23 protein-coding genes and 4 tRNA genes are annotated in these 21,864 nt (G+C 63.0%); 20 read left to right on the top strand and 7 right to left on the bottom strand.

Translation table 11 applies throughout. The features are described 5' to 3' along the window. Positions 1-220 precede the first annotated feature (220 nt). From MnOB_RS02065 to MnOB_RS02045, 5 genes are all read left to right on the top strand, one after another. The gene (locus tag MnOB_RS02065; RefSeq protein WP_077521490.1) at positions 221-790 is read left to right on the top strand and encodes a GNAT family N-acetyltransferase; all 570 of its coding nucleotides are present in this window, start codon (positions 221-223) and stop codon (positions 788-790) included. A gap of 5 nt (positions 791-795) precedes the next feature. Further along, entirely contained in the window at positions 796-1,635 is an 840-nt protein-coding gene (locus tag MnOB_RS02060) for an AraC family transcriptional regulator (protein WP_199824434.1), read from the top strand. 37 nt (positions 1,636-1,672) lie between these two features. Continuing rightward, a complete protein-coding gene (locus MnOB_RS02055) occupies positions 1,673-2,404 on the top strand; it encodes an AzlC family ABC transporter permease (RefSeq protein WP_077521486.1) in 732 nt (243 codons plus the stop codon). Beyond that, on the top strand, positions 2,386-2,715 hold the full coding sequence (locus MnOB_RS02050) for an AzlD domain-containing protein (protein WP_077521484.1): 330 nt from the start codon (positions 2,386-2,388) through the stop codon (positions 2,713-2,715). Before MnOB_RS02055 ends, MnOB_RS02050 begins: the two co-directional genes overlap by 19 nt. Before the next feature lie 355 nt (positions 2,716-3,070). Then, positions 3,071-4,945 (top strand): MFS transporter, encoded by a 1,875-nt coding sequence (locus MnOB_RS02045; protein ID WP_077521482.1) that lies wholly within the window; start codon positions 3,071-3,073, stop codon positions 4,943-4,945. 44 nt (positions 4,946-4,989) lie between these two features. On the opposite strand, the gene sugE is transcribed toward MnOB_RS02045, so the two are convergent. Next, the gene (gene sugE, locus MnOB_RS02040; RefSeq protein WP_077521520.1) at positions 4,990-5,304 is read right to left on the bottom strand and encodes a quaternary ammonium compound efflux SMR transporter SugE; all 315 of its coding nucleotides are present in this window, start codon (positions 5,302-5,304) and stop codon (positions 4,990-4,992) included. A gap of 202 nt (positions 5,305-5,506) precedes the next feature. Then, the gene (rdgC, locus tag MnOB_RS02035; protein WP_077521480.1) at positions 5,507-6,427 is read right to left on the bottom strand and encodes a recombination-associated protein RdgC; all 921 of its coding nucleotides are present in this window, start codon (positions 6,425-6,427) and stop codon (positions 5,507-5,509) included. Between the two features lie 158 nt (positions 6,428-6,585). Here rdgC and MnOB_RS02030 point away from each other — a divergent pair. From MnOB_RS02030 to MnOB_RS02005, 6 genes are all read left to right on the top strand, one after another. After that, positions 6,586-6,661, top strand: a tRNA-Val gene (locus MnOB_RS02030). Positions 6,662-6,676: 15 nt separating this feature from the next. Beyond that, positions 6,677-6,753: transfer RNA gene (locus MnOB_RS02025), tRNA-Asp, on the top strand. A 73-nt stretch (positions 6,754-6,826) separates the two neighbouring features. Continuing rightward, positions 6,827-6,902 (top strand) — tRNA-Val (locus tag MnOB_RS02020). 15 nt (positions 6,903-6,917) lie between these two features. After that, positions 6,918-6,994 (top strand) — tRNA-Asp (locus tag MnOB_RS02015). A gap of 214 nt (positions 6,995-7,208) precedes the next feature. After that, a complete protein-coding gene (locus MnOB_RS02010; RefSeq protein ID WP_077521478.1) occupies positions 7,209-7,919 on the top strand; it encodes a BamJ family beta-barrel-assembly machinery protein in 711 nt (236 codons plus the stop codon). Between the two features lie 372 nt (positions 7,920-8,291). Next, positions 8,292-8,726, top strand: coding sequence for a YkvA family protein (locus MnOB_RS02005; protein WP_077521476.1), 435 nt, complete (start codon positions 8,292-8,294; stop codon positions 8,724-8,726). Here the strand turns inward: MnOB_RS02005 and MnOB_RS02000 are convergent. Then, positions 8,714-9,475: a substrate-binding periplasmic protein gene (locus MnOB_RS02000; RefSeq protein WP_077521474.1), complete on the bottom strand. Its 762-nt coding sequence runs from the start codon at positions 9,473-9,475 to the stop codon at positions 8,714-8,716. The two genes, MnOB_RS02005 and MnOB_RS02000, sit on opposite strands and share 13 nt — an antisense overlap. Before the next feature lie 121 nt (positions 9,476-9,596). On the opposite strand from MnOB_RS02000, the gene MnOB_RS01995 reads away from it, so the two are divergent. The 3 genes from MnOB_RS01995 to MnOB_RS01985 are packed head-to-tail and all read left to right on the top strand — an operon-like array spanning position 9,597 to position 10,740. Continuing rightward, on the top strand, positions 9,597-9,911 hold the full coding sequence (locus MnOB_RS01995) for a helix-turn-helix domain-containing protein (protein WP_077521472.1): 315 nt from the start codon (positions 9,597-9,599) through the stop codon (positions 9,909-9,911). Then, positions 9,908-10,273, top strand: coding sequence for a hypothetical protein (locus MnOB_RS01990; protein ID WP_077521470.1), 366 nt, complete (start codon positions 9,908-9,910; stop codon positions 10,271-10,273). Before MnOB_RS01995 ends, MnOB_RS01990 begins: the two co-directional genes overlap by 4 nt. Further along, complete coding sequence (locus MnOB_RS01985; protein ID WP_077521468.1) at positions 10,273-10,740, top strand: tetratricopeptide repeat protein; 468 nt, start codon at positions 10,273-10,275, stop codon at positions 10,738-10,740. Before MnOB_RS01990 ends, MnOB_RS01985 begins: the two co-directional genes overlap by 1 nt. 13 nt (positions 10,741-10,753) lie before the next feature. On the opposite strand, the gene MnOB_RS01980 is transcribed toward MnOB_RS01985, so the two are convergent. After that, on the bottom strand, positions 10,754-12,514 hold the full coding sequence (locus MnOB_RS01980; protein ID WP_077521465.1) for a bifunctional diguanylate cyclase/phosphodiesterase: 1,761 nt from the start codon (positions 12,512-12,514) through the stop codon (positions 10,754-10,756). A gap of 83 nt (positions 12,515-12,597) precedes the next feature. After that, positions 12,598-14,679, bottom strand: a complete 2,082-nt coding sequence (locus tag MnOB_RS01975) for a carboxy terminal-processing peptidase (protein WP_107504019.1) — start codon at positions 14,677-14,679, stop codon at positions 12,598-12,600. Positions 14,680-14,805: 126 nt separating this feature from the next. On the opposite strand from MnOB_RS01975, the gene MnOB_RS01970 reads away from it, so the two are divergent. From MnOB_RS01970 to MnOB_RS01955, 4 genes are all read left to right on the top strand, one after another. Continuing rightward, positions 14,806-15,771, top strand: coding sequence for an NAD(P)H-quinone oxidoreductase (locus MnOB_RS01970; RefSeq protein WP_077521461.1), 966 nt, complete (start codon positions 14,806-14,808; stop codon positions 15,769-15,771). Between the two features lie 156 nt (positions 15,772-15,927). Then, positions 15,928-16,491, top strand: a complete 564-nt coding sequence (ahpC, locus tag MnOB_RS01965; protein ID WP_069082528.1) for an alkyl hydroperoxide reductase subunit C — start codon at positions 15,928-15,930, stop codon at positions 16,489-16,491. A 259-nt stretch (positions 16,492-16,750) separates the two neighbouring features. Beyond that, positions 16,751-18,307, top strand: coding sequence for an alkyl hydroperoxide reductase subunit F (gene ahpF / locus MnOB_RS01960; RefSeq protein WP_077521459.1), 1,557 nt, complete (start codon positions 16,751-16,753; stop codon positions 18,305-18,307). A 122-nt stretch (positions 18,308-18,429) separates the two neighbouring features. After that, positions 18,430-18,969, top strand: coding sequence for a hypothetical protein (locus MnOB_RS01955; protein ID WP_077521457.1), 540 nt, complete (start codon positions 18,430-18,432; stop codon positions 18,967-18,969). Between the two features lie 72 nt (positions 18,970-19,041). Here MnOB_RS01955 and modA read toward each other — a convergent pair whose 3' ends face one another. Together modA and MnOB_RS01945 are read right to left on the bottom strand one after the other, a co-directional pair. Beyond that, on the bottom strand, positions 19,042-19,797 hold the full coding sequence (gene modA, locus MnOB_RS01950; RefSeq protein WP_077521455.1) for a molybdate ABC transporter substrate-binding protein: 756 nt from the start codon (positions 19,795-19,797) through the stop codon (positions 19,042-19,044). 49 nt (positions 19,798-19,846) lie between these two features. After that, positions 19,847-20,659 (bottom strand): TOBE domain-containing protein, encoded by an 813-nt coding sequence (locus tag MnOB_RS01945; RefSeq protein ID WP_077521453.1) that lies wholly within the window; start codon positions 20,657-20,659, stop codon positions 19,847-19,849. Between the two features lie 149 nt (positions 20,660-20,808). Here MnOB_RS01945 and MnOB_RS01940 point away from each other — a divergent pair, with 149 nt between their 5' ends. Further along, positions 20,809-21,237 (top strand): TOBE domain-containing protein, encoded by a 429-nt coding sequence (locus MnOB_RS01940; RefSeq protein ID WP_077521451.1) that lies wholly within the window; start codon positions 20,809-20,811, stop codon positions 21,235-21,237. Positions 21,238-21,551: 314 nt separating this feature from the next. Further along, positions 21,552-21,864: OprD family outer membrane porin (locus tag MnOB_RS01935; protein ID WP_158713760.1), on the top strand; the 313-nt coding region annotated here is incomplete at its 3' end.

Raw genomic sequence — 21,864 nt, 5'->3', positions numbered from 1 at the left:
GCCCGCGAGAATTCGACTTCCAGCAGTTTCGCACCAAAGTCGGCAATTCGTCAGGCCGCTGCTACCAAGGTCGCAGGCACTCTTGAGCGCCCGCACGGGGGCTGATAGCGTGCTCTATCGCCCGCGCTGTTTCATCTATCTTGCGCGGACGCCTGCACGGCACTTCCGCTCCGCGCGACGTTCTCATCCGGCAGGGTTCTTTCGCCTGAGGAGGGCGCAGATGTTCAATCCACAACCGGTCATCCTGCAGCGCGGCGCCTTGCGCCTCGAACCGCTGGCAGAGGCCGACATCCCGGCGCTGGTGACCCTGGCCGAAGCCAACCGCGAAGCCCTGGCCTACATGAACGGCCCTCTGCGCCCCGACTGGTATCGCCAGGGGCTGGCCGCCCAGCGGGAAGGGCGTGCAGTGGTCTTCGCCGTCCGCCTGGGTGACAACCTGGTGGGCACCACGCGATTCGCCGATTTCATACCCAACCTTCCGGCCGCGGAGATCGGCTGGACCTGGCTGGCCGCCGGTGAGCACGGCAGTGGCCTGAATGCGTCGATCAAGTACCTGATGCTGCGGCACGCTTTCGAAGAGTGGCAGCTGGTGCGGGTGCAACTGAAGACCGCCGCCAGCAACCTGCGCTCCCAGCGTGCCATCGAGAAACTCGGCGCTCAGCGCGAGGGCGTGCTCCGCAACCATCGCCGCCTGGCTGATGGTCGCCTCGACGACAGCGTGCTCTACAGCATCACCGACCACGACTGGCCGGATGTGAAGCAACGACTGGAGGCGCTGTTCAGCGCGTAATGGAGATGGCGAGCGGCGAAACTACGCGCTTCTGGCAAGCCCGCGAGTTGGGCGGGGTGGAACTGCTCCATGCCCGCTACATCGAGCAGCGTTTCGCTCCCCATGTCCATGAAGGCTATGTATTCACCGTAATCGAGTCCGGTGCGCAGCGTTTCCGTCACCGCGGTAGCGACCATCTGGCACCAGTGGGCAGCATGGTGCTGATCAATCCGGATGAGTTGCACACCGGTTCCAAGGCCCATGAGCAGGGCTGGCGCTACCGCGGCTTCTACCCGGACCTCGAACCGGTGACTGAGGTACTGGAGGAACTGGATATCCGGATGAACGGCCTGCCAGGGTTCGCCGATAGCGTCATCCAGGACCCCGAGGTGGCAGCTACTTTCCTGGGGCTGCACCAGTTGCTGGAGGACAGCACTTCCGCGCTTCAGGTACAGACGGCCTGGCGCGAGGCGATTCTGTTGCTGTTTCGGCGCCATGCGCGTATCGCCGTCCCCCGCGGCGCCGGGATCGAGCCACGGGCCGTGGCCTTGGCGCGGGAAATCCTGACAGCACGCCTGGCCGAGCCACCTTCTCTTGAAGAACTGGCCGCCGAAGTGGGGCTTTCGCCCTTCCATTTCGCCCGTACCTTCCGCCGCGCCACTGGCATGCCGCCCCATGCCTGGCTCAAACAGCAGCGCCTGGACCAGGCCCGCGCTCTGCTCAAGGCCGGTTGCGCGCCTGCGGGAGTTGCCGCGCAACTGGGCTATGCCGACCAGAGCCATCTGACCCGCCAGTTCAAGCAGGCCTATGGCGTGGGACCGGGTGAATATCGCAACGCCTGCGCAAGATCGTTCAAGACCCATTGATGGCCGTCCGCTAGCCTTCCGGAACAAGGAGGGCCCCATGTCCCGTACCACTGAGTTCATCCACGGCGCCCGAGACATCGTCCCGATGATCGTCGGCGCCATTCCGTTCGGCATCATCTTCGGCACCCTCGCGGCCGGAGCCGGACTGTCTGCCTGGCAGACCCTCGGCATGTCGCTGCTGGTGTTCGCCGGTTCGTCCCAGTTCATCGCCATTACCCTGCTCAGCGGGGGCGCCGGGGCGGCGGTGGTGCTGCTGACCACCTTCGTGGTCAACCTGCGCCATGCCCTCTACAGCGCTACCCTGCAACCCTTCGTGCGACACCTGCCGACCCGCTGGCGGATGCCGCTGGCGTTCTGGCTGACCGACGAAGCCTTTGCCGTGGTCCAGCATCGCTACGCGGAAAAGGACGACTCGCCGCACAAGCACTGGTATTTCTTCGGCGCCGCCCTGGCCATGTACCTGAACTGGCAGCTCTGCACCCTGGTGGGCGTGCTGTTCGGCCAGGCGGTGCCCAACCTGGCGACCTGGGGCCTGGACTTCGCCATGCTCGCCACGTTCATCGGGATCGTGGTGCCCATGTTGCGTAACAAGCCGCAAGTGGCCGCCGCGCTGGTGGCTGGCGCCGTGGCGCTGGCTTGCCAGGGCCTGCCCTACAAGCTGGGCCTGATGGCGGCAGCCCTCTGCGGCATCGCCGTGGGGGTGGTGCTGGAGCGTCGTTATCGCCTAGATCTGATCCAGGAGGACATTTCATGCAAACCTGGAGCCTGATCCTCGGCATGGCGGCCATTACCTTCGCCATTCGCTATAGCCTGTTCGCCTGGCCGAACCTCAGCTTCCCGCCTGTGGTGCGCCAGGGGCTGCACTACGTTCCGACGGCCGTGCTCACCGCCATCGTCGTGCCGGGAATGCTGATGCCCGACGGCCAGAACCTGCAGCTGACGCTGGACAACGCCTACCTGCTGGCGGGCCTCGGCGCCATCCTGATCGCCGCGCTGACGCGGCACCTGCTGGCGACCATCCTCGGTGGACTGGTGCTGTTCTTCCTGCTGCGTTGGGCGCTGGGGCAGTTGCCGATTTGAATCGCGCTTGCCGTCGGCACGGGCTGTAGGGGCGATTTCAATCGCCAAGCGGACCGCAGGTTCGCCCTTCGACTCTGCAGGGGGCAGCTTCGCCGCCCTTGGCGAATGAATTCGCCCCTACAGGAAAGCCGCGCATCTGAGGATCGATACGGGATCGGGTCTGTGGGAGCGATTTCAATCGCGAATGAAGGAACGGTTCGCGAGCAGAGCTCGCTCCTACGATTCAGGTCTGCGAATTCGCACAAACATCTTTCCTGTGAGTGTGGCTTTCCGCCACCGTCTTGCAGTCCAATCAGCGACGTGCAACTTCGGTTGCACGAGGCTATTCCACTGCCAACCACAGGTACCAAGGAAGATGAGCCAACACTCGCAATTCGCCCTGCTGGGCACGCGGCGGTTCCTGCCGTTCTTCGTGACCCAACTGCTCGGCGCCTTCAATGACAACATCTTCAAGCAGTCGCTGATCCTCGCCATCCTCTACAAGCTCGCCATTTCCGGCGACAAGAGCATCTTCACCAACCTTTGTGCGCTGCTGTTCATCCTGCCGTTCTTCCTGTTTTCCGCCCTGGGCGGGCAGTTCGGCGAGAAGTTCGCCAAGGACGCGCTGATCCGCGCGATCAAGCTGGCCGAGGTCGCCATCATGGCGGTGGGGGCGCTGGGCTTCTTCTTCGACAGTCTGCCGCTGCTGTTCCTGGCGCTGTTCGCCATGGGCACCCACTCGGCGCTGTTCGGCCCGGTGAAGTATTCGATCCTGCCGCAGGTGCTGCGGGAGGATGAGTTGGTGGGGGGCAACGCCCTGGTGGAAATGGGTACCTTCCTCGCCATCCTCGCGGGGACCATCAGCGCCGGTCTCATGATGTCCGTCGAGCGCTATGAGCCGGTGGTGGCCTGTGCCATCGTCTTCACCGCCAGCCTGGGCTACCTGGCCAGCCGCGGCATCCCCCGTGCGGCAGCGGCGTTGCCGGAGCTGAAACTGGACTGGAACATCTTCCGCCAGTCCTGGCAGATCCTGCGCCTGGGACTGGGTCAGCGACCTTCGGTATCGCGCTCGCTGGTGGGCAACTCCTGGTTCTGGTTCCTTGGGGCCGTCTATCTGACGCAGATCCCGGCCTATTCGAAGGAGTTGCTGCACGGCGACGAGAGCGTGGTGACTTTGATCCTCACAGTGTTCTCGGTGGGGATCGCATTGGGTTCGATGCTTTGCGAACGCCTCTCGGGCGGCAAAGTGGAGATCGGCCTGGTGCCCTTCGGCTCCATCGGCCTGACCCTGTTCGGCCTGCTGCTCTGGTGGCACTCCGGCGAGTTCCCGCAAGGCGCGGCGCCGCACGACTGGCTGGCGCTGCTGGGCCATGCACAGGCCTGGCTGATCCTTGCCGACATCCTCGGTATCGGCCTGTTCGGCGGCTTCTACATCGTGCCGCTGTATGCGCTGATCCAGTCGCGAACGGCGGAGAACGAGCGCGCCCGGGTGATCGCCGCCAACAACATTCTCAACGCGCTGTTCATGGTGGTGTCGGCCATTGCCTCGATTCTGTTCCTCAGCGTCGCCGGGCTGTCGATTCCCGAGCTGTTCCTGGTGGTGTCGCTGATGAACATCGCGGTGAACAGCTACATCTTCAAGATCGTTCCCGAGTTCACCATGCGCTTCCTGGTCTGGCTGCTCGGCCACTCCATGTACCGCGTGGAGCACAAGGGCCTGGAAGCGATTCCCGAGGAAGGGCCGGCGGTATTGGTGTGCAACCACGTGTCCTTCGTCGACGCACTGCTGATTGGCGGCGCGGTGCGGCGTCCGGTGCGTTTCGTCATGTACTACAAGATCTACCAGCTGCCGGTGCTGAACTTCATCTTCCGCACCGCCGGGACCGTGCCCATCGCGGCGCGCCATGAAGACCTGCTGGTCTACGATGCGGCCTTCAAGAAGATCGCCGAGTACCTGCGCAACGGCGAAGTCGTGTGCATCTTCCCCGAGGGCAAGCTGACCGGCGACGGCGAGTTGAATGAGTTCAAGAATGGCATCGAGCGCATCCTCGAGGAGAATCCGGTACCGGTGATCCCGATGGCTTTGCAGGGGCTGTGGGGCAGCTTCTTCAGCCGTGACCCGGCCAAGGGATTGTTCAAGCGCTTCTGGTCGCGCATCCGCCTGGTGGCGGGGGCGCCTGTATCGCCCGATTTGGCCGACAGGCAGAGCCTGCAGTTGCAGGTGGCCGAACTGCGGGGCGATGCCCGCTGAATGAAAAAGCCCGCCGAATGGCGGGCTTTTTTCTTTGCGGTGATTCAGTGGCTGAGCTTGAGGCCGATCAGGCCGCCGATGATCAGCGCGACGCTGAGCAGGCGCACCAGCGCCATCGATTCACCGAACAGGATGACCCCGGCGATCACCGTGCCGACCGCGCCGACTCCCGTCCAGATGGCGTAAGCCGTGCCGAGGGGCAATTCCTTCATGGCCAGGCCGAGCAGGCCCAGGCTGATGAGCATGGCGATTACGGTGAGGGTGGTGGGCAGCGGCTTGCTGAAGCCGTCGGTGTACTTCAGGCCGACGGCCCAGCCCACCTCGAACAGGCCGGCGAAGAAGAGAATGATCCAGGACATGGTGAACTCCAGATAGACGACAGATTGGGTGGGGCCGTCCCCGGTGATCACTCGCAGAGTGGCAAGGTCGTCCTCGCGCTGCGCAGTATTTTGCACATCCTGGCCGGTCGGACAAGTCCGGCCGTCGCGACGGTCGGAAGGGGCATGCCAGACGCTGGAGAGCATTCATGAAAGCGCCGGCTTGGGGCCGGCGCTGGCAAGGTCAGACGCCCTGCGGAATCTCTTCGCCGCCCAGGGCTTCGAAGAGCTGCGGAATGAATTCCACCAGGGTCAGCATCATCAGGGTGAAGCTGGCATCGAGCTGGCTCAGGGCATCTTCACCGCCGTCCTGCTCGGCCTTCTCCTGTAGCAGGTCCTCGAAGCGCAGGCGCTTGATCACCAGCTTGTCATCGAGGATGAAGGACAGCTTGTCCTGCCAGGCCAGGGACAGCTGGGTGACCAGCTTGCCGGACGTCAGGTGCAGCTGGATTTCGTCGCTGGTCAGGTCCTGGCGCTTGCAGCGCACAACGCCACCGTCTTCGTCGGTGTCGCGCAGTTCGCACTCGTCCAGCACGTAGAAGTCGCTGGCGGCTTCCTGGGTCTGGACCCACTGGGTGAGGGTGGCGGTGGGGGCGATCTTCACCGAGGCCGGACGCACCGGCAGCGAACCGATGGCTTCACGCAGGGTGGAGAGCAGGTCTTCGGCGCGCTTGGGACTGGAAGCGTCGACGAGGATCAGGCCCTGTGCCGGCGAGATGGCGGCGAAGGTAGCGGACTTGCGGATGAAGGCGCGCGGCAGGAAGGTCTGGACGATCTCGTCCTTCAGCTGGTCGCGTTCCTTCTTGTAGACCTTGCGCATCTGCTCGGTCTCGATCTGATCGACCTTTTCCTTCAGGGCATCCCGTACCACGCTGCCGGGGAGGATGCGCTCTTCCTTGCGCGCGGAAACCAGGAAGAAACCTTCGCTGACGTGTACCAGCGGTGCATCGGCGCCCTTGCCGAACGGCGCCACGAAACCGTAGGTGGTCAGCTCCTGGCTGGCACACGGCCGGGCCGGTTTGGTCGCCAGCGCGGCTTCCAGCGCCTCGGCATCAATATTCAGATCCTGGGTGAGGCGATAGACAAGCAGGTTGCGAAACCACATAGGGGAAAACCTCCGGACACAAAGCGCGCATTATTCTCATCGGGAGGCGTCGGGCTCAACCCTGAGCTAAGCCTTTGGAAGGCCTGATAATTTTTTTTCAAAAGGGGCTTGCCAGAGGCGGGATACCTCTCTAGAATGCGCCCCACTTCGAGAGTGAAGGGTGATTAGCTCAGCCGGGAGAGCATCTGCCTTACAAGCAGAGGGTCGGCGGTTCGATCCCGTCATCACCCACCAATCTCGCAGTTACGCGCAGCGGTAGTTCAGTCGGTTAGAATACCGGCCTGTCACGCCGGGGGTCGCGGGTTCGAGTCCCGTCCGCTGCGCCATATTCAAAACCCTCAGGTAGCAATGCCTGAGGGTTTTTCGTTTAGTGTGTGACCCTTCATTGGGCGCATATTAGGGTGATTAGCTCAGCCGGGAGAGCATCTGCCTTACAAGCAGAGGGTCGGCGGTTCGATCCCGTCATCACCCACCAGTTTCAAGGTTACGCGCAGCGGTAGTTCAGTCGGTTAGAATACCGGCCTGTCACGCCGGGGGTCGCGGGTTCGAGTCCCGTCCGCTGCGCCACTATAAAAGCCCTCAGGTAGCGATACCTGGGGGCTTTTTCTTTGCCTGCCAAAAATCCCCCACAACACTGTCAACAATGCTTACGTGATGCCGCGCAAGCTGCTGAACTTATTGCAGACTCTCCGTTCTTATTGCCCATAGCCACCTCTCGCGGCGGCCTGCTAAGCTCGCCGCTCCATCGTATTGCCATCATGGCGACAGACAAGGATTCAGCATGAAACAACATCGGTTGGCGGCCGCTGTGGCCCTGGTGGGCCTGGTTCTCGCGGGCTGCGATTCGCAGACCAGCGTTGAACTCAAGACTCCGGCCCAGAAGGCTTCCTACGGTATTGGCCTGAACATGGGCAAGAGCCTCGCCCAGGAAGGCATGGATGACCTCGATCCCAAGGCTGTCGCCCAGGGCATCGAAGACGCCATCGGCAAGAAGGAGCAGCGCCTGAAGGACGAAGAGCTGGTTGAAGCCTTCGCCTTCCTGCAGAAGCGTGCCGAAGAGCGCATGACCGCACTGAATGCCGAGAACGCCAAAGCCGGCAAGAAATTCCTCGAAGACAACGGCAAACGTGAAGGCGTTGTGACCACCGCTTCCGGCCTGCAGTACGAAATCGTCAAGAAAGCCGAAGGTGCCCAGCCCAAGGCGACCGACGTGGTGACCGTTCACTACGAAGGCAAACTGACTGACGGCACCGTTTTCGACAGCTCCGTCCAGCGCGGCAGCCCCATCGACCTGCCGGTCAATGGCGTGATCCCGGGTTGGGTCGAAGGCCTGCAGCTGATGCACGTGGGTGAGAAGGTCAAGCTCTTCATCCCCAGCGAGCTGGCCTATGGCGAGCAGAGCCCGAGCCCGGCCATTCCGGCCAACTCGGTTCTGGTCTTCGACCTGGAACTGCTCGGCATCAAGGATCCGGCGGCCGCTGGCCAGCAATAAGCGGCAGCCGTTTTCGCGTGAACGCCCCGTCTCGACGGGGCGTTTTCGTTTCCGGCGCCAGTCTCATCCGAACCGCGAAACGACTTTTCAGTCACATCGGGAGTGAGACGTCGAGAAGGTGTTACGGTTATGCACATGACCGGGTAACCATGATTGTGCGCTGTGCGACGCGCAGTCGCATTGCGGACCGTCCGGTCAAATGATTGATTTTGCTGGGCTTTTGGCAGTGGGCAAATTTTGCCCGATCTGTCGCGGACCCGCATGACATGGGCCTTTTCCGTGTAATGTGGAAAAGTGTTAACAAGGTTATCCACAGAATTCGTGGATAACCGCGCCAAGCCGTCTAGGCCAGGCTTCTGCCGAGGAGTAGCCGTGAAAGCACCCTGGAATTTCCAGCGTTACCTGACCCTGGCGCAGCGTTTCCTCGCCGGTGGCCGACTGCCATCCCTGTTGCTGGCGGTATCACGCAAGAGCACGAGCCAGAGCGGCCGGCTCGGTGCGGTGAAGGATGACCTGCGACTGTTACTGTCGCTGGCCAATGCCTGGCTGCGCGGTGACTACCGGCAGATCAATCCCAAGGCATTTCTCGCCGTGGTAGGGGCCTTGATCTATTTCGTCACGCCGCTCGATGCGCTACCGGATTGGCTGCTGGGCATGGGCTTCGTCGACGACCTGGCCGTACTGGCGTGGGTCCTGAAAGCCTGGGGTGGCGAACTGGATGCCTTCCGCGCGTGGCGCGAGGGTCAGTCACCTGCTGTACGAGCGGCCCTGGAACGGCTGCCGGCGCCGGATTCTCAGCGATCCTGAAGTCCTGCGCGCTGCTGCTCGCCCTGCAGCAACGATTCGATCTCACCGCTATCCCGCAAACGTTGCAGCGCGGCGTCCAGTTGTTCCGCCGGTATCGGTAGCTGGCTGCCGTAAGCGCAGTGCAATCGGTAGCGCTCCACGATCCAGGGGCTGAACACCAGGGGCGCATCGGGTCGCACGGCCAGTTCATAGGCAAGGGCGCGGCGCATGTCGATGATGGCGTCCAGCCGCTTGTGGCTCAGCAGATTCAGGCGGGTGTCGAGATCACGTACATCCTTGCGCTCCACGTCGTTATTCGCGAAGGCTTCCATCAGCGGCATGCTGTAGGCAAAGCCCAGGCTGGTGCCCAGCACCTTGCCCTTGAGGTCGGCCAGGCTGGCGATGCGCGGACTGTCGCGATGCTGGAGGAGGGCGTCTTCTTCTTCGAACAATGAGGGAGACCAGTGATACGCCGAGGCGTCCACCATCCATTCGGGATTCGAGTTGCAGATCAGGTGGATGCGCCCGTTCTTCAGGGATTCCTCGATGCGCTTGTTCGGTGTTTCGATGAAGCTGACCTTGATGGACAGGTCCTTGGCGATGCGCTCACCCAGATGAAGGATGAAGCCGCCGAGCAGGGCATGGTCGCTTACCTGCGCGTAGGGCATGCCATCGGCCGGGCCGAAACCCCAGCGCAGCTCTTCACTTAGCGCGAGTCCGGGCCAGAGGCTGAACAGTATCCAGAGAACTACACGAAAATGCCGCGTCACGAGCCTTCCCCCGCCAGGTGGACGCAGTATAGTTCACCCTCTGCGGGCCCTCGGCCTGATAATATGGCCGCCTGCATGGAGGTGCTGAAGCAGTCGGCACTGCGTTCCACGGGGAGCTTCAATGAGTGTGCAAGTGATCATGCGTGACGGCCAGGCGGAGTACGCGGTACTGCCCTGGGCCGAGTATCAGGTGCTGCTGCGTGCCGCCGGCCAGGCCGCTACGGAATCGGCCACCGAACCAGCCAGGGTTGCGCTCGGACAACTGAAGTCGCTGCGCGAAGCGCAGGGCCAGAGCCTGGAGCAACTGGCTCGCGCTGTGGGAATCAGCCCCCACTACCTCGGGTTGATCGAGAGCGGCGAACGCGAGCCCGATGAAGCCATCAAACGTAGTCTGGCGCATGTTCTCGGCGTATCCGGCTGGGAGTCCGGATCTTGAGTCTGCGAATCAGCCGCCAGCACTGGCAAGCCTTGTTGGATGAACTGGAAGATGCTCGCCGTCAGCGTCATCTGTTGACCTATCGGGCATTGATCGAACGCCTACAGTTGCCGTCCCCGGCAATGCAGACGCTCACTGCAGCCCTTGAGCACCTGGCCGCCCTCGACGCCCGCGCCGAGCGACCGTTGCGCAGTTCCCTGGTGATCAGCCAGGGCGCCAGTCGCCTGCCGCGTACGGGCTTCTTCGAGTGCGTCGAACGCCTGGGCCGTTTCGCTGGCCCGCCGGATGGCACCGCCGCTGCGTCCTGGCATGCAGCCGAAGTCGTCCGCGTGTTCGAGTTCACCTACCCCGAGGAGCAGTGATGCTCTGGAAGCTGCGGGCACGGCTCGGCTACCTGGTAGCTCGCCGGCTCATGCGCTTCCCCAAGCTGGTGGCCCATCCGCGTGCCTGGCAATGGATGCAAGGCCAGTTCGCGCGCATGGCTGCCCTGGGCGACCTATCCGCACAGAGTTTCTACGGTCACCTGCTGCTTCACCGTGGACACGGCTTTGGCGCGCGGGAGGAGGGCATTCGCCTGCTCCGCCTGGCAGCCCAGGCTGGCGACGGCAAATCCGCCTATCAACTCGGGGTGCTGAGCCTGGACGGGGATTCCCGCCAGGCACCGGATGCCGCGGAAGCCGCGCGCTGGTGGCAGTTGGCAGCCGATGCTGGCCATCCGTTGGCGGCGCGCAAGCTGGCCGACCTCTACCGCGACGGCGGTCCGGGCCTGGAGCCCGATAGCGATGCGGCCGAAAGCGCCGCACAGCGAGCTGGCGAACTCGGCCTCTGACTGAACGGCGCGATCAATCCGCCACGGACGAAACCGCTTCGATGATATGCACGCTGTAGCCTGGCATTGCCTTGGCGTGGCGCTTGGCTTCGGAGGCGAGCCCCGCCAGCTGTGAGGCATCCAGTTGCAGGCAGTCTTCGGCCCTGAGGGTCACAACACCAATGGATAGCGACAGCAGCGGATATTCCTCGCGCTGGCCATGACGGTTGTGGGCGACGAAGCAGCCTGCTTCCAGATGGTCGTTGCGGTAGAAGCGCCGGCACTGACCCTGGAAGTCTTCCAGCAGATGGTTGAGGCGTATGCGCCAGTCGGCCGACCCCAGTACCAGCAAGAAATCGTCGCCGCCGATATGACCGACGAAATCTCGAGCCGGGTCCACGCGTTCGCTCAGGCACTGGGCCAGGCACAGCAGTACCTCGTCGCCCTTGGCATAGCCATAGAGGTCGTTGAAAGGCTTGAAGCTGTCGATGTCCACATAGCAGACCACCGCCTGACGGCGTTGCTGCAGCAGGCGCGTCAGGCACTGCTGGATGGGTACGTTGCCCGGTAGCAGGGTCAGCGGGTTGGCATGGCGCGCTTGCTGGATCTTCAGCTCGGTAATCAGTTTGAGCACATCGATCACCCGCCCCAGGCCCCGGTAGCGGCCATCGAGAATGATGATGAAGTCTTCTTCGATACGTTGCCGGGCACGGCTGGTGATCAGGCGGCTGACCTGTTGCAGCGACTGTCCCAGTTCCACTGCGAGGAAGTCCGTGCTCATCAGCCGATTCACCGACTTGCGGGTGAACAGGTCGGTGGCGAATGGGCGCAGCAAGGCCTCGGAGAGCAGGTGGCGATGAACGATGCCCACCGGGCGCTCTTGGGCGTCCAGCACCGCCAGCGAGTTGAGGTTGGCCTGGGCGCGGAACGCTTCCAGCACTTCGTGGATGGGCGTGTCCTCATGTACCGCCAGCTGCTCGTTGAGCAGTGCAGAGAGGTCGCGGCTCTCTTCGTTCATGCTGCTGAGCGACTCCATCGTCGGCAGCAGCGCGCGCGGGTCGCGCGAGGGGTGTTCCTGGGGGCGGCCGAGCAGGTAGCCCTGGACCAGGTCGATCCCCATCTCCGCCAGCACTGCGAGTTCTTCCGGCAGCTCGATGCCTTCGGCAATGACTTGGGCGCGGGAGGCTTTGGCCATCTTCAGGATGGATTCGACGAACTCACGCTTCACCGCGTCCTGGTGAATGCCGTCGATGAAGTGGCGGTCGATCTTCACGTAATCCGGGCGTAGCTCGGACCACAGGCGCAAGCTGGAGTAGCCGGCGCCGAGGTCGTCCAGGGCGATGGAGAAGCCCATGGCGCGGTAATGGTGCAAGGCGGTATCGAGCAGATTGAAGTCTTCGGTCGGGGTCTGTTCCGTCAGCTCGATCACCACCTGGCTCGGCGGGATACCGAAGGCTTGCAACATCTTCAGGGTGCGGCCCGGCTGGTGCGCCGGGTCCAGCAGGGATTCCGGGGACACGTTGAGGAACAGCAGGCCATCGAGCTTGAGTTCCTTGAAGCGCCGGCACGCGCTCTTGCGGCAAGCCATTTCCAGTTCGCTGAGGCGTCCGGCGTGGCGCGCTACCGCGAACAAGGTCATGGGGGAGTGCAGCGGGCTGTTGGACGGGCCGCGGGTCAGCGCCTCGTAGCCGAGGATGCGTCGCTCCGACAGCGACAGGATTGGCTGGAACAAACTGTGCAAGTCGCCGTGAGCGAGGATCAGGCCCAGTGCGCTCAACTGCTCGGTGACGGTCATGCTGTTACTCGTGAAAAAGAAAGGGGCCGCAATTGCGGCCCCCGGATTTCACGACAGTTATGTGACGGCGTTATGACATCATTTCAATGTTTCGCCACGGCTGCGTTCAGGCCCAGGTAATCCAGCAGGATCTGACCCGTTTCCGTCAGGTAGGCGTCGTCTTCCGGCTTGGTCTTTTCCTCTTCTACGGGGGCGGCATCTTCGTCTTCCGCCTTGAGTTCCTTCAGGAGTTCCTCGCCCTTGGCCTTGCGACGGGTGTTTTCCATCGCCAGTTGCTTGGCCTCGATGTCGGCCTGCTGGGCGCGACGCTTGGTCTCGTTGAGGCTGACCACGGTGTCCTTCATCAGCTTCTGGGCCAGCGCCAGGCGCTCGCGGCTGTAGACGAAGTCCGGATCCTGCGCGGTGCGCGCATCGTGGCGGGACTTCAGCTCGGCCAGGAACGGCTTGAACGGGTCCAGTTCGGGCTTGATGGCCGGGCGGATGCTGTCCCAGGGCATAGCCTCGGGCAGGGCGCTTTCACCGATCTGCTTGGTGTCGACCACCGAGGGGTACTCGATGTCCGGCAGCACGCCCTGGTGCTGGGTGCTCTGGCCGGAAACGCGGTAGAACTTGGCCAGGGTCAGCTTCAGTTCGCCGTGGTTCAGCGGCTGGATGGTCTGCACGGTGCCCTTGCCGAAGGTCTGGCCACCGATAATCAGCGCGCGGTGATAGTCCTGCATCGCGCCAGCGAAGATTTCCGAAGCCGAGGCGGACAGACGGTTGACCAGAACGGCCATCGGGCCGGTATAGAAGGCGCCGGTGTTCTCGTCGGCCAGCACATCGACACGGCCATCGCTGTTGCGCACCAGAACCGTCGGGCCCTGGTCGATGAACAGGCCGGTCAGTTCGGTGGCTTCCTGCAGGGAACCGCCGCCGTTGTTGCGCAGGTCGATGACCACGCCGTCGACTTTCTCCTTCTGCAATTCGCCCAGGAGTTTCTTCACGTCGCGGGTGGTGCTCTTGTACTCGGGGTCGCCTGCGCGGAACGCTTTGAAGTCCAGGTAGAAGGCCGGTACCTCGATCACGCCGAGCTTGAACTTGCTGCCTTCATGCTCGAGGTTGAGGACGGATTTCTTCGCGGCCTGTTCTTCCAGCTTCACCGCTTCGCGGGTGATGGAGACGATCTTGCTGGTCTGGTCGTTCGGCGCGTTGCTGGCCGGGATCACTTCCAGGCGAACCACCGAGCCTTTCGGGCCGCGGATCAGCTTGACCACTTCGTCCAGGCGCCAGCCGATCACGTCGACCATTTCGCCATTGCCCTGGGCAACGCCGACGATTTTGTCCGCCGGGGCGACCTGCTTGCTCTTCTCGGCCGGACCAGCCGGCACCAGGCGCACCACCTTCACGTACTCGTTATCGCTCTGCAGCACGGCGCCGATACCCTCGAGGGACAGGCTCATGTTGATGTCGAAGTTCTCCGCGTTGTCCGGGGAGAGGTACTGGGTGTGCGGGTCGTAGGTCTGGGCGAAGGCGTTGATGTAGGCCTGGAACACATCTTCGCCACGGGTCTGTTCGAGGCGGGAGAGCTGGTTCTTGTAGCGCTTGACCAGCAGTTCCTGGATGGCCTTGGGTTCCTTCTTGGCGATCCTCAGGCGCAGTACTTCATCCTTCACGCGCTTGCGCCAGAGGTCGTCGAGGGCGGCACGGTCCTTGGCCCAGGGCGCCTTCTCGCGGTCGATCTCCAGGCTTTCGTCGACGGTGAAGTCGATCTTGTCGACGCCTTGGTCCAGCAGCGCCAGGGCGAAGTCCAGACGCTCCTTGAGCCGGTCCAGGTGGCGCTTGTAGATGATGAAGCCCGGTTCCAGGTCGCCGCTTTTCAGCAGGTCGTCGAAACGCGTGCGCCATTTGTCGAATTCGGCGATATCACCGGCGGTGAAATACATCCTCGCCGGGTCGAGGAGCTTGAGGTAGCCCTCGTAGATCTTCACCGAGCGCTCATCGTTGAGCGGCGGCTTGTTGTAGTGATGGCGCTTGAGCAGCTCCACCACATTGAGGCTGGCGATCACCTGTTCACGGTCGGGTTGAATGGAGTCCCAACTGTTCGGGGCGGTAGGGGCGGCATGCAACGGCAGGACGCTGACGCTGAGGGCCAAGGCGAGGGCAGAACTGATCAGGGAGCGCTTCATGCTGATTCGACGTCGGGACAGGTGATAACGCATATTAGGCCGTATTTGAGGGCGCCGGGTTCCATTGGCGCAACGCGAAGGCCCGGCAGGTCGCCGGGCCAGGTCCAAGCTCACTATGGAGGCACCGTGAAGGCATTGCAAGGCGTCGAAGGGCGCGTGGAGTGGGGGGAGCGGGCGAGCCCGGCCTGTGACGTAGGACAAGTGCGGATCCGCGTGGCCGCCGCCGGACTGAATCGCGCCGACCTGTTGCAACGTGCAGGGTTGTATCCGCCGCCGCCAGGGGCCAGCGATATCCTGGGGCTGGAGGCTTCCGGCGTGATCGCCGAGGTAGGCCCGGGCAGTGGCGCCTGGCAAGTGGGTGACCGTGTATGTTGCCTGCTCGCTGGGGGCGGCATGGCCGAGGAGGTCGTGGTGGATGCGCGGCATGTGCTGCCGGCGCCCGAGGGGCTTTCCCTGGCGGAAGCCGCCGCGTTGCCGGAAGTCTACGCCACCGCTTGGCTCAACCTGTTCCAGCTGGCGGCCCTGAAACCGGGCGAGAAAGTGTTGCTGCACGCTGGCGCAAGCGGTGTCGGCTCGGCCGCCATCCAGCTATGCAAGGCTTTCGGCAACCCTTGTTGGGTCAGCGTGGGTTCGGCCGAGCGCCTGGCCTACTGCGAATCCCTCGGCGCCCAGGGCGGCGCGCTGCGTGGCGAGGATCTGGAAGGTCTGCATGACTTCGCGCCCTTCGATGTGATCCTCGACCCGGTGGGCGGCAACTACGCCAGCCTCAACCTCGCGCTGGTCGCCGTCGACGGTCGCTGGGTGAACATCGGCCTGATGGGCGGTCGCAAGGCCGAACTGGACATGGCGCTGCTGCTCGGCAAGCGCGTGCAGCTGATCGGCTCGACCCTGCGCAGCCGCGACGAGCAGTTCAAGGCCGATCTCATCAGCGATTTGCGCCAGCACGTCTGGCCGCTGTTCGAGGAAGGCCGCCTGCAGCCGCGATTGGAACGCGCCTTCCCCGCGAAGGACGCCGAGGCGGCTTTCGAGGCCCTCGCTAGCAACCAGGTAGAAGGCAAACTGGTGCTCGTGCTGGATGAAACGCTGGTCTGATAGCGCTTGCTCCGACGCTCCAGGCCCCGTGGTCCGGGGCGTCGAAGAGTTGCATTGAGGTAATCAATCGTTCTGATGGGGTCATTCAATGTGATCTTTTTGGAATAACCCAATAGTCTTTGTCGGGTAAATTTCTAACCCAACGAGGACGTTGCGATGTCTCTGATCAATACCGAAGTCAAACCGTTCAAAGCCACCGCCTACCACCACGGCAAGTTCGTCGAACTGACCGAAGCCAACCTGAAAGGCAAGTGGTCCGTGTTCTTCTTCTACCCGGCCGACTTCACCTTCGTCTGCCCGACCGAGCTGGGCGACCTGGCTGACAACTACGCCGAGTTCCAGAAGCTGGGCGTGGAAATCTACGGCGTGTCCACCGACACCCACTTCACCCACAAGGCCTGGCACGACACTTCCGATACCATCGGCAAGATCCAGTACCCGCTGGTTGGCGACCCCACCTGGGTTCTGTCCAAGAACTTCGAAGTACTGATCGAAGAAGCTGGCCTGGCTGACCGTGGCACCTTCGTGATCGACCCGGAAGGCAAGATCCAGATCGTTGAAGTCAACGCCGGCGGTATCGGCCGTGACGCTCAGGAACTGCTGCGCAAGGTCAAGGCTGCCCAGTACGTTGCCGCTCACCCGGGCGAAGTCTGCCCGGCCAAGTGGAAGGAAGGCGAAGCGACCCTCGCCCCGTCCCTGGATCTGGTAGGCAAGATCTAAAAATGGGCGGAACGCTGCTGCGCTAGGCATTGCTGCGTTGAAATCAGGCTCGGGCTGCTCATTTACAGCTCGTAAACTCCGCGCCCGCGCCTGATTTCGCCTTGCACTGCCGTCGCTCGCGACGTGTTCCATCCCATTTTCGCTCCATGCTCCGGCGGATGGCCTGGCCATCCGCCTGCACCACACCCCTCATCCCGTTTCGGGCGGTCGGCAACGACCGTCGAGGGGTGACTCATGCCCGCAATAAAGGAATTCGCACATGTTGGACGCCAATCTTAAAACTCAGTTGAAGGCCTACCTCGAAAAGGTCACCCAGCCGTTCGAGATCGTCGCGTCCCTCGATGACAGCGACAAATCCCGTGAATTGCTCGGGCTGCTGCAAGACATCGTCGGCCTGACCGACAAGATCACCCTGAAGACCGATGGCAGCGACGCCCGTCGCCCGTCGTTCTCCCTGAATCGCCCCGGTGCGGACATTTCCCTGCGCTTCGCCGGCATCCCCATGGGCCACGAGTTCACCTCGTTGGTGCTGGCCCTGCTGCAGGTGGGCGGTCATCCGTCCAAGCTCGCCGCCGACGTGATCGAGCAGATCAAGTCGATCGAGGGCGAGTTCACCTTCGAAACCTATTTCTCGCTGTCCTGCCAAAACTGCCCCGACGTGGTGCAGGCGCTGAACCTGATGGCCGTGCTCAACCCGAACATCCGCCACGTCGCCATCGACGGCGCGCTGTTCCAGGGGGAAGTCGAGCAGCGCCAGATCATGTCGGTGCCCAGCCTCTACCTGAACGGCGAACTGTTCGGCCAGGGCCGCATGGGCGTGGAAGAAATCCTCGCCAAGATCGACACCGGCGCCGCGGCTCGCGATGCCGAGAAACTCAACGCCAAGGCGGCCTTCGATGTGCTGGTAATCGGCGGTGGTCCCGCTGGTGCTTCCGCGGCCATCTACGCTGCGCGTAAAGGCATCCGCACCGGCGTTGCCGCCGAGCGTTTCGGCGGCCAGGTGCTGGATACCATGGCCATTGAGAACTTCATCTCCGTGCAGGAGACCGAAGGCCCGAAACTGGCTCGCGCCCTGGAAGAGCACGTCAAGCAGTACGACGTCGACATCATGAACCTGCAGCGTGCCAGCGCACTGGTCCCGGCCAAGGCCGAAGGCGAGCTTCATGAAGTGAAGTTCGAGAGCGGCGCGTCCCTGAAGGCGAAAACCGTGATCCTCTCCACTGGCGCCCGCTGGCGCGAGATGAACGTGCCCGGCGAGCAGGAATACCGTGGCCGCGGCGTGGCGTACTGCCCGCACTGCGATGGTCCGCTGTTCAAGGGCAAGCGTGTGGCGGTAATCGGCGGTGGCAATTCTGGTGTCGAGGCGGCCATCGACCTGGCTGGCATCGTCGCCCATGTCACCCTGATCGAGTTCGACGACAAGTTGCGTGCCGACGCCGTACTTCAGAAGAAACTGGCCAGCCTGCCCAACGTCAACGTCATCAAGAGTGCACTGACCACCGAAGTGAAAGGCGATGGCCAGAAGGTCAACGGCCTGGTCTACAAGGACCGCACCTCGGACGAGCTGCGCACCCTGGAGCTGGAAGGCATCTTCGTGCAGATCGGCCTGCTGCCCAACAGTGAGTGGCTGAAGGGTGTTGTGGAGCTGTCCCCGCGCGGCGAAATCATCACCGACGCCAAGGGCCAGACCAATATCCCCGGCGTGTTCGCCGCCGGTGACGTGACTACGGTTCCGTACAAGCAGATCGTGATCGCCGTGGGCGAGGGCGCCAAGGCGTCGCTGGGCGCTTTCGATCACCTGATCCGTACGACCTGAATTTTACTCAGCGTGGTGTGCTGAAGTGGCGGAGGCTCGCAAGAGTCCTCCGCTTTTTTTATGTCCGTGTGGCTTCCCTGTATCCTTCGCGCTTTCGTTCCTCAAGCGGCAGGGCTCATCTCGTGAAACAGCAACTTATCGAATTGATCGCGGCAATCAGCTCCGGCTGCATGACCGAGGATGAGATCGAACGCGTCGCCGCTGAGGCGACCCAGGCCTACGCCGATGCGGACGCCTTCCTCGCTGCGAACCCCGATATCAACTACGACGACAGCTTCCCCATTCCTCTCGGCGAATGGGTGGTCGTGGGCAGCCTGCCCGACACCGTCCTGTTCCAGGCCGACAGCTACGACCAGTTGTTCCAGCAGGTAGTGGATTCCTTCGGTCCGAGCGTGAATTTCGTGCTCAAGCCCAAGCAACTGGTGAAGGTCGAGCCGCTCAAGGCCTTGAACCGCATCCAGGTGCAGATGGGCAGCCTCTACCCGGAGAAAGGTGGCTACGTGCTGGTGGACTTCAGCGAACCGCTGGATGACGAACTGCAGTGCGTGCTGGTCTACAAGAACGATCTGGAGAAGGTCATGCAGCTGGCCGTGGACGTCGGCATCTATGCCGCACCGGCCTACGAGGCCCTCAAGGCCGCAATGGAAGAGGGCGACGACTGAGTCGCCGCTGACAGGCTCCCCTCTCCCTTTGGGAGAGGGGCCGGGGTGAGGGTGTTTCACCCCGCGCCGTCGTTACAGCTGATAGCCGTAGGACTTGATCACTTCCGCGGCTTTCGGCCCCTTCAGGTAATCCACCAGCGCCTTGGCGGCCGGGTTGGATTCACCCTTCTTCAGGATCAGCGCGTCCTGCTTGATCGGCTCGTGCATGTCGGCCGGCACGATCCAGGCGGAGCCGTTGGTGATCTTGCCATCCTTGTACACCTGGGACAGGGCGACGAAGCCCAGTTCGGCGTTGCCGCTGGAAACGAACTGCAGCGCCTGGGTGATGTTCTGGCCTTCAACCAGCTTGGGCTTCACGGTCGCGGTCAGGCCCAGCTTGTCCAGCACCTGGGTGGCTGCCAGGCCGTAGGGCGCGGCTTTCGGGTTGGCGATGGACAGGTGCTTGTACTGGCCGGTTTTCAGCACGTCGCCCTTGGCATCCACATAGCCGTCCTGCGCCGACCACAGCACCAGGGTGCCGATGGCGTAGGTGAAGCGCGAACCGGGCACGGCATCGCCTTCCTTCTCCAGCTTGGCCGGCGTGGTGTCATCGGCCGAGAGGAAGACCTCGAAAGGCGCGCCGTTCTTGATCTGGGTGTAGAACTGGCCGGTGGCGCCGTAGGCGGCGACCAGCTTGTGGCCGGTGTCCTTTTCGAAATCCTTGGCGATGGCCTGGATCGGCGCGGTGAAGTTGGCGGCGACGGCCACCTGGACTTCCGCAGCCGAGGCGCTGCCCAGGGCGAACAGGGCGACGAGCGCGGCGGCGGCGCGGGTGAGGCGATGACTCATGGGATGACTCCTTGTTGTGGGTTGTGTGGTGTTCATCGTTGTTGGCGACTCAGAAATGGCTGGCCAGGATCACGCTAGAGGCTTTGAAGAAAGCGCAGGCCGGCAAGCCGGGGCGCAGGCCCAGCGCCTCGCAGCTGGACTGGGTGACCACCGCGGTGATGCTGCGTCCGGAGGGCAGGTCGAGGGTCACCTCGTTGTTCACCGGGCCTTCGTGGATCACGGAAATTTCGCCCCAGAGCTGGTTGCGCGCGGTCATTCGCACGTCGCGCTCGGTGCTGAGCATCACCGAGGACGCCTTGACCATTGCCAGCACTTCCATGCCCGGAGCCAGGCCCAGGTTCTCCACGCTGGTGCGGGTGACCACGGTGACGATCTCGGTCTGCGGATCGAGGCGGATTCGCACTTCGGCTTCCACTGGGCCTTCCACCAGCTCGTCGATGATTCCGGAGAACTGATTGCGTGCACTGCTGTTCAGGCGCATGCGTCGCATCAGCGTCTGGAATGCCTGGATGTCCTCGGGGCCGTTGTGGTCGAGCTGGTTGGCCAGCCGGTCCAGGGTGGCCTGGTACTCGCCTTCCAGTGCCCGGTACATCGCCACCACTTTGCGGCCGTAATCGGTCAGTTCGGTGCCGCCGCCTTGCGGACCGCCCTTAACGCGGGTGACCAGCGGAGTGGGGGAGAGGTTGTTCAGGGTGTCCACCGCTTCCCAGGCGGCCTTGTAGGAGATCGGCACGGCCTTGGCTGCCCGATTGATCGAGCCCTTGAGTTGTATTTGCTCCAGCAGGCGGATGCGCGTGCCGGATAACTCCGCGCCAATGGCGGTTTCCAGCGACATGCGGGCGAGGAAGCGGGGTGCAGTCATGAGTAGCTCGCAGGAATGAGGATGAAATCGGCCGTTGTGGTTGAGGCGCTATAAGTGCTGGGCCTAGAGTTTCGGCCGGTCCTGTTCTCGCTATTTACTACGCTATATAGCGCCATTCGTAACCTCTCGAAACACGGAGGAAGAATCCTGTGAAAGTAAGTGCCCGCAACGTATTCAAAGGAACCATCAGCGCCCTGACGGAGGGCGCGGTGAACGCGGAAGTCGTGCTCGACCTGCCCGGCGGCGACAGCCTGGTGGCAGTCGTTACCCTGCAGAGCGTCAAATCCTTGGGCCTCGCGGTTGGCAAGGACGCCATCGCGTTGGTCAAGGCACCCTGGGTGATGCTCATGACCGACGGCAGTGACATCCGTCTGTCTGCCCGCAACTGCCTCAACGGCACGGTGGTATCGGTGGACGCCGGGGCCGTGAACTCCGAAGTCGTGATCGAGCTGCCCGGTGGCGCCAAGGTCACCTCCGTGGTGACCCGTGAAGCCGTGGCCGAACTCGGCCTGACCAAGGGCGTCAGCGCGACGGCCGTGATCAAGGCCTCCCACGTCATCCTCGGCGTACCTGCCTGACACCAGCGGGCCGGAACCTGAGTTCCGGCCCGACTCTCCGCACGTTTCCTACCGACTGGCCTTGGGTCAGCCGGTGGGGTCGCATTCTTGAAAGAATTTGACTTTGAAGTCAAGTTTTGGCGTCATGCACGCCGTTTCGCGCTTCTCGGCTTTCCCAGTCGCTGCTGCGCAACCTTGAACCGCCCCTCCTGAACAGGCCGAAAGCCCCGGTGCTGCTGATGTTCGCCGATCGCTATATACAAAACAATACAGCGATGGAGTGAGGAGATGTTCGAGGTGCCCTTTCAAGACCACAAGAAAATGGAGTGACCCGAATGCACCAATCGTCCCTCGCCCTGGCCGTCGCCCTCGGCGTGCTGGCCCAGCAAGCCGCCGCCGCGGGTTTCATCGAAGACAGCAAGGCCAGCCTGACCCTGCGCAACTTCTACATCAACTCGGACAACCGCCAGTTCGCCGACGCGCCGTCCAAGCAGGAAGAGTGGGGCCAGGGCTTCCTCTTCAACTACGCCTCCGGCTACACCGAAGGCACCGTCGGGGTCGGCGTCGATGCCCTCGGCCTGTTGGGCGTGAAGCTGGATTCCGGCAAGGGCCGCCACTACAACCCGACCAGCGCCAGCTACGGCGGCA

The sequence above is a fragment of the Metapseudomonas resinovorans genome (assembly GCF_002003485.1).
In the GTDB taxonomy this organism is placed as follows: Bacteria; Pseudomonadota; Gammaproteobacteria; order Pseudomonadales; family Pseudomonadaceae; genus Metapseudomonas; species Metapseudomonas resinovorans_D.
The sequence above is the reverse complement of the archived record's forward strand: the minus strand, read 5'-3'. Positions and strand labels throughout refer to the sequence as shown.

What these genes read in the sequence shown, in the direction of transcription:
- MnOB_RS02065 (WP_077521490.1), top strand. Translation starts at nt 221, where the DNA reads ATGTTCAATCCACAACCGGTCATCCTGCAGCGCGGCGCCTTGCGCCTC.
- MnOB_RS02060 (WP_199824434.1), top strand. Translation starts at nt 796, where the DNA reads ATGGCGAGCGGCGAAACTACGCGCTTCTGGCAAGCCCGCGAGTTGGGC.
- MnOB_RS02055 (WP_077521486.1), top strand. Translation starts at nt 1,673, where the DNA reads ATGTCCCGTACCACTGAGTTCATCCACGGCGCCCGAGACATCGTCCCG.
- MnOB_RS02050 (WP_077521484.1), top strand. Translation starts at nt 2,386, where the DNA reads ATGCAAACCTGGAGCCTGATCCTCGGCATGGCGGCCATTACCTTCGCC.
- MnOB_RS02045 (WP_077521482.1), top strand. Translation starts at nt 3,071, where the DNA reads ATGAGCCAACACTCGCAATTCGCCCTGCTGGGCACGCGGCGGTTCCTG.
- sugE (WP_077521520.1), bottom strand. Translation starts at nt 5,304, where the DNA reads ATGTCCTGGATCATTCTCTTCTTCGCCGGCCTGTTCGAGGTGGGCTGG.
- rdgC (WP_077521480.1), bottom strand. Translation starts at nt 6,427, where the DNA reads ATGTGGTTTCGCAACCTGCTTGTCTATCGCCTCACCCAGGATCTGAAT.
- MnOB_RS02010 (WP_077521478.1), top strand. Translation starts at nt 7,209, where the DNA reads ATGAAACAACATCGGTTGGCGGCCGCTGTGGCCCTGGTGGGCCTGGTT.
- MnOB_RS01995 (WP_077521472.1), top strand. Translation starts at nt 9,597, where the DNA reads ATGAGTGTGCAAGTGATCATGCGTGACGGCCAGGCGGAGTACGCGGTA.
- MnOB_RS01985 (WP_077521468.1), top strand. Translation starts at nt 10,273, where the DNA reads ATGCTCTGGAAGCTGCGGGCACGGCTCGGCTACCTGGTAGCTCGCCGG.
- MnOB_RS01980 (WP_077521465.1), bottom strand. Translation starts at nt 12,514, where the DNA reads ATGACCGTCACCGAGCAGTTGAGCGCACTGGGCCTGATCCTCGCTCAC.
- MnOB_RS01975 (WP_107504019.1), bottom strand. Translation starts at nt 14,679, where the DNA reads ATGAAGCGCTCCCTGATCAGTTCTGCCCTCGCCTTGGCCCTCAGCGTC.
- ahpC (WP_069082528.1), top strand. Translation starts at nt 15,928, where the DNA reads ATGTCTCTGATCAATACCGAAGTCAAACCGTTCAAAGCCACCGCCTAC.
- ahpF (WP_077521459.1), top strand. Translation starts at nt 16,751, where the DNA reads ATGTTGGACGCCAATCTTAAAACTCAGTTGAAGGCCTACCTCGAAAAG.
- modA (WP_077521455.1), bottom strand. Translation starts at nt 19,797, where the DNA reads ATGAGTCATCGCCTCACCCGCGCCGCCGCCGCGCTCGTCGCCCTGTTC.
- MnOB_RS01945 (WP_077521453.1), bottom strand. Translation starts at nt 20,659, where the DNA reads ATGACTGCACCCCGCTTCCTCGCCCGCATGTCGCTGGAAACCGCCATT.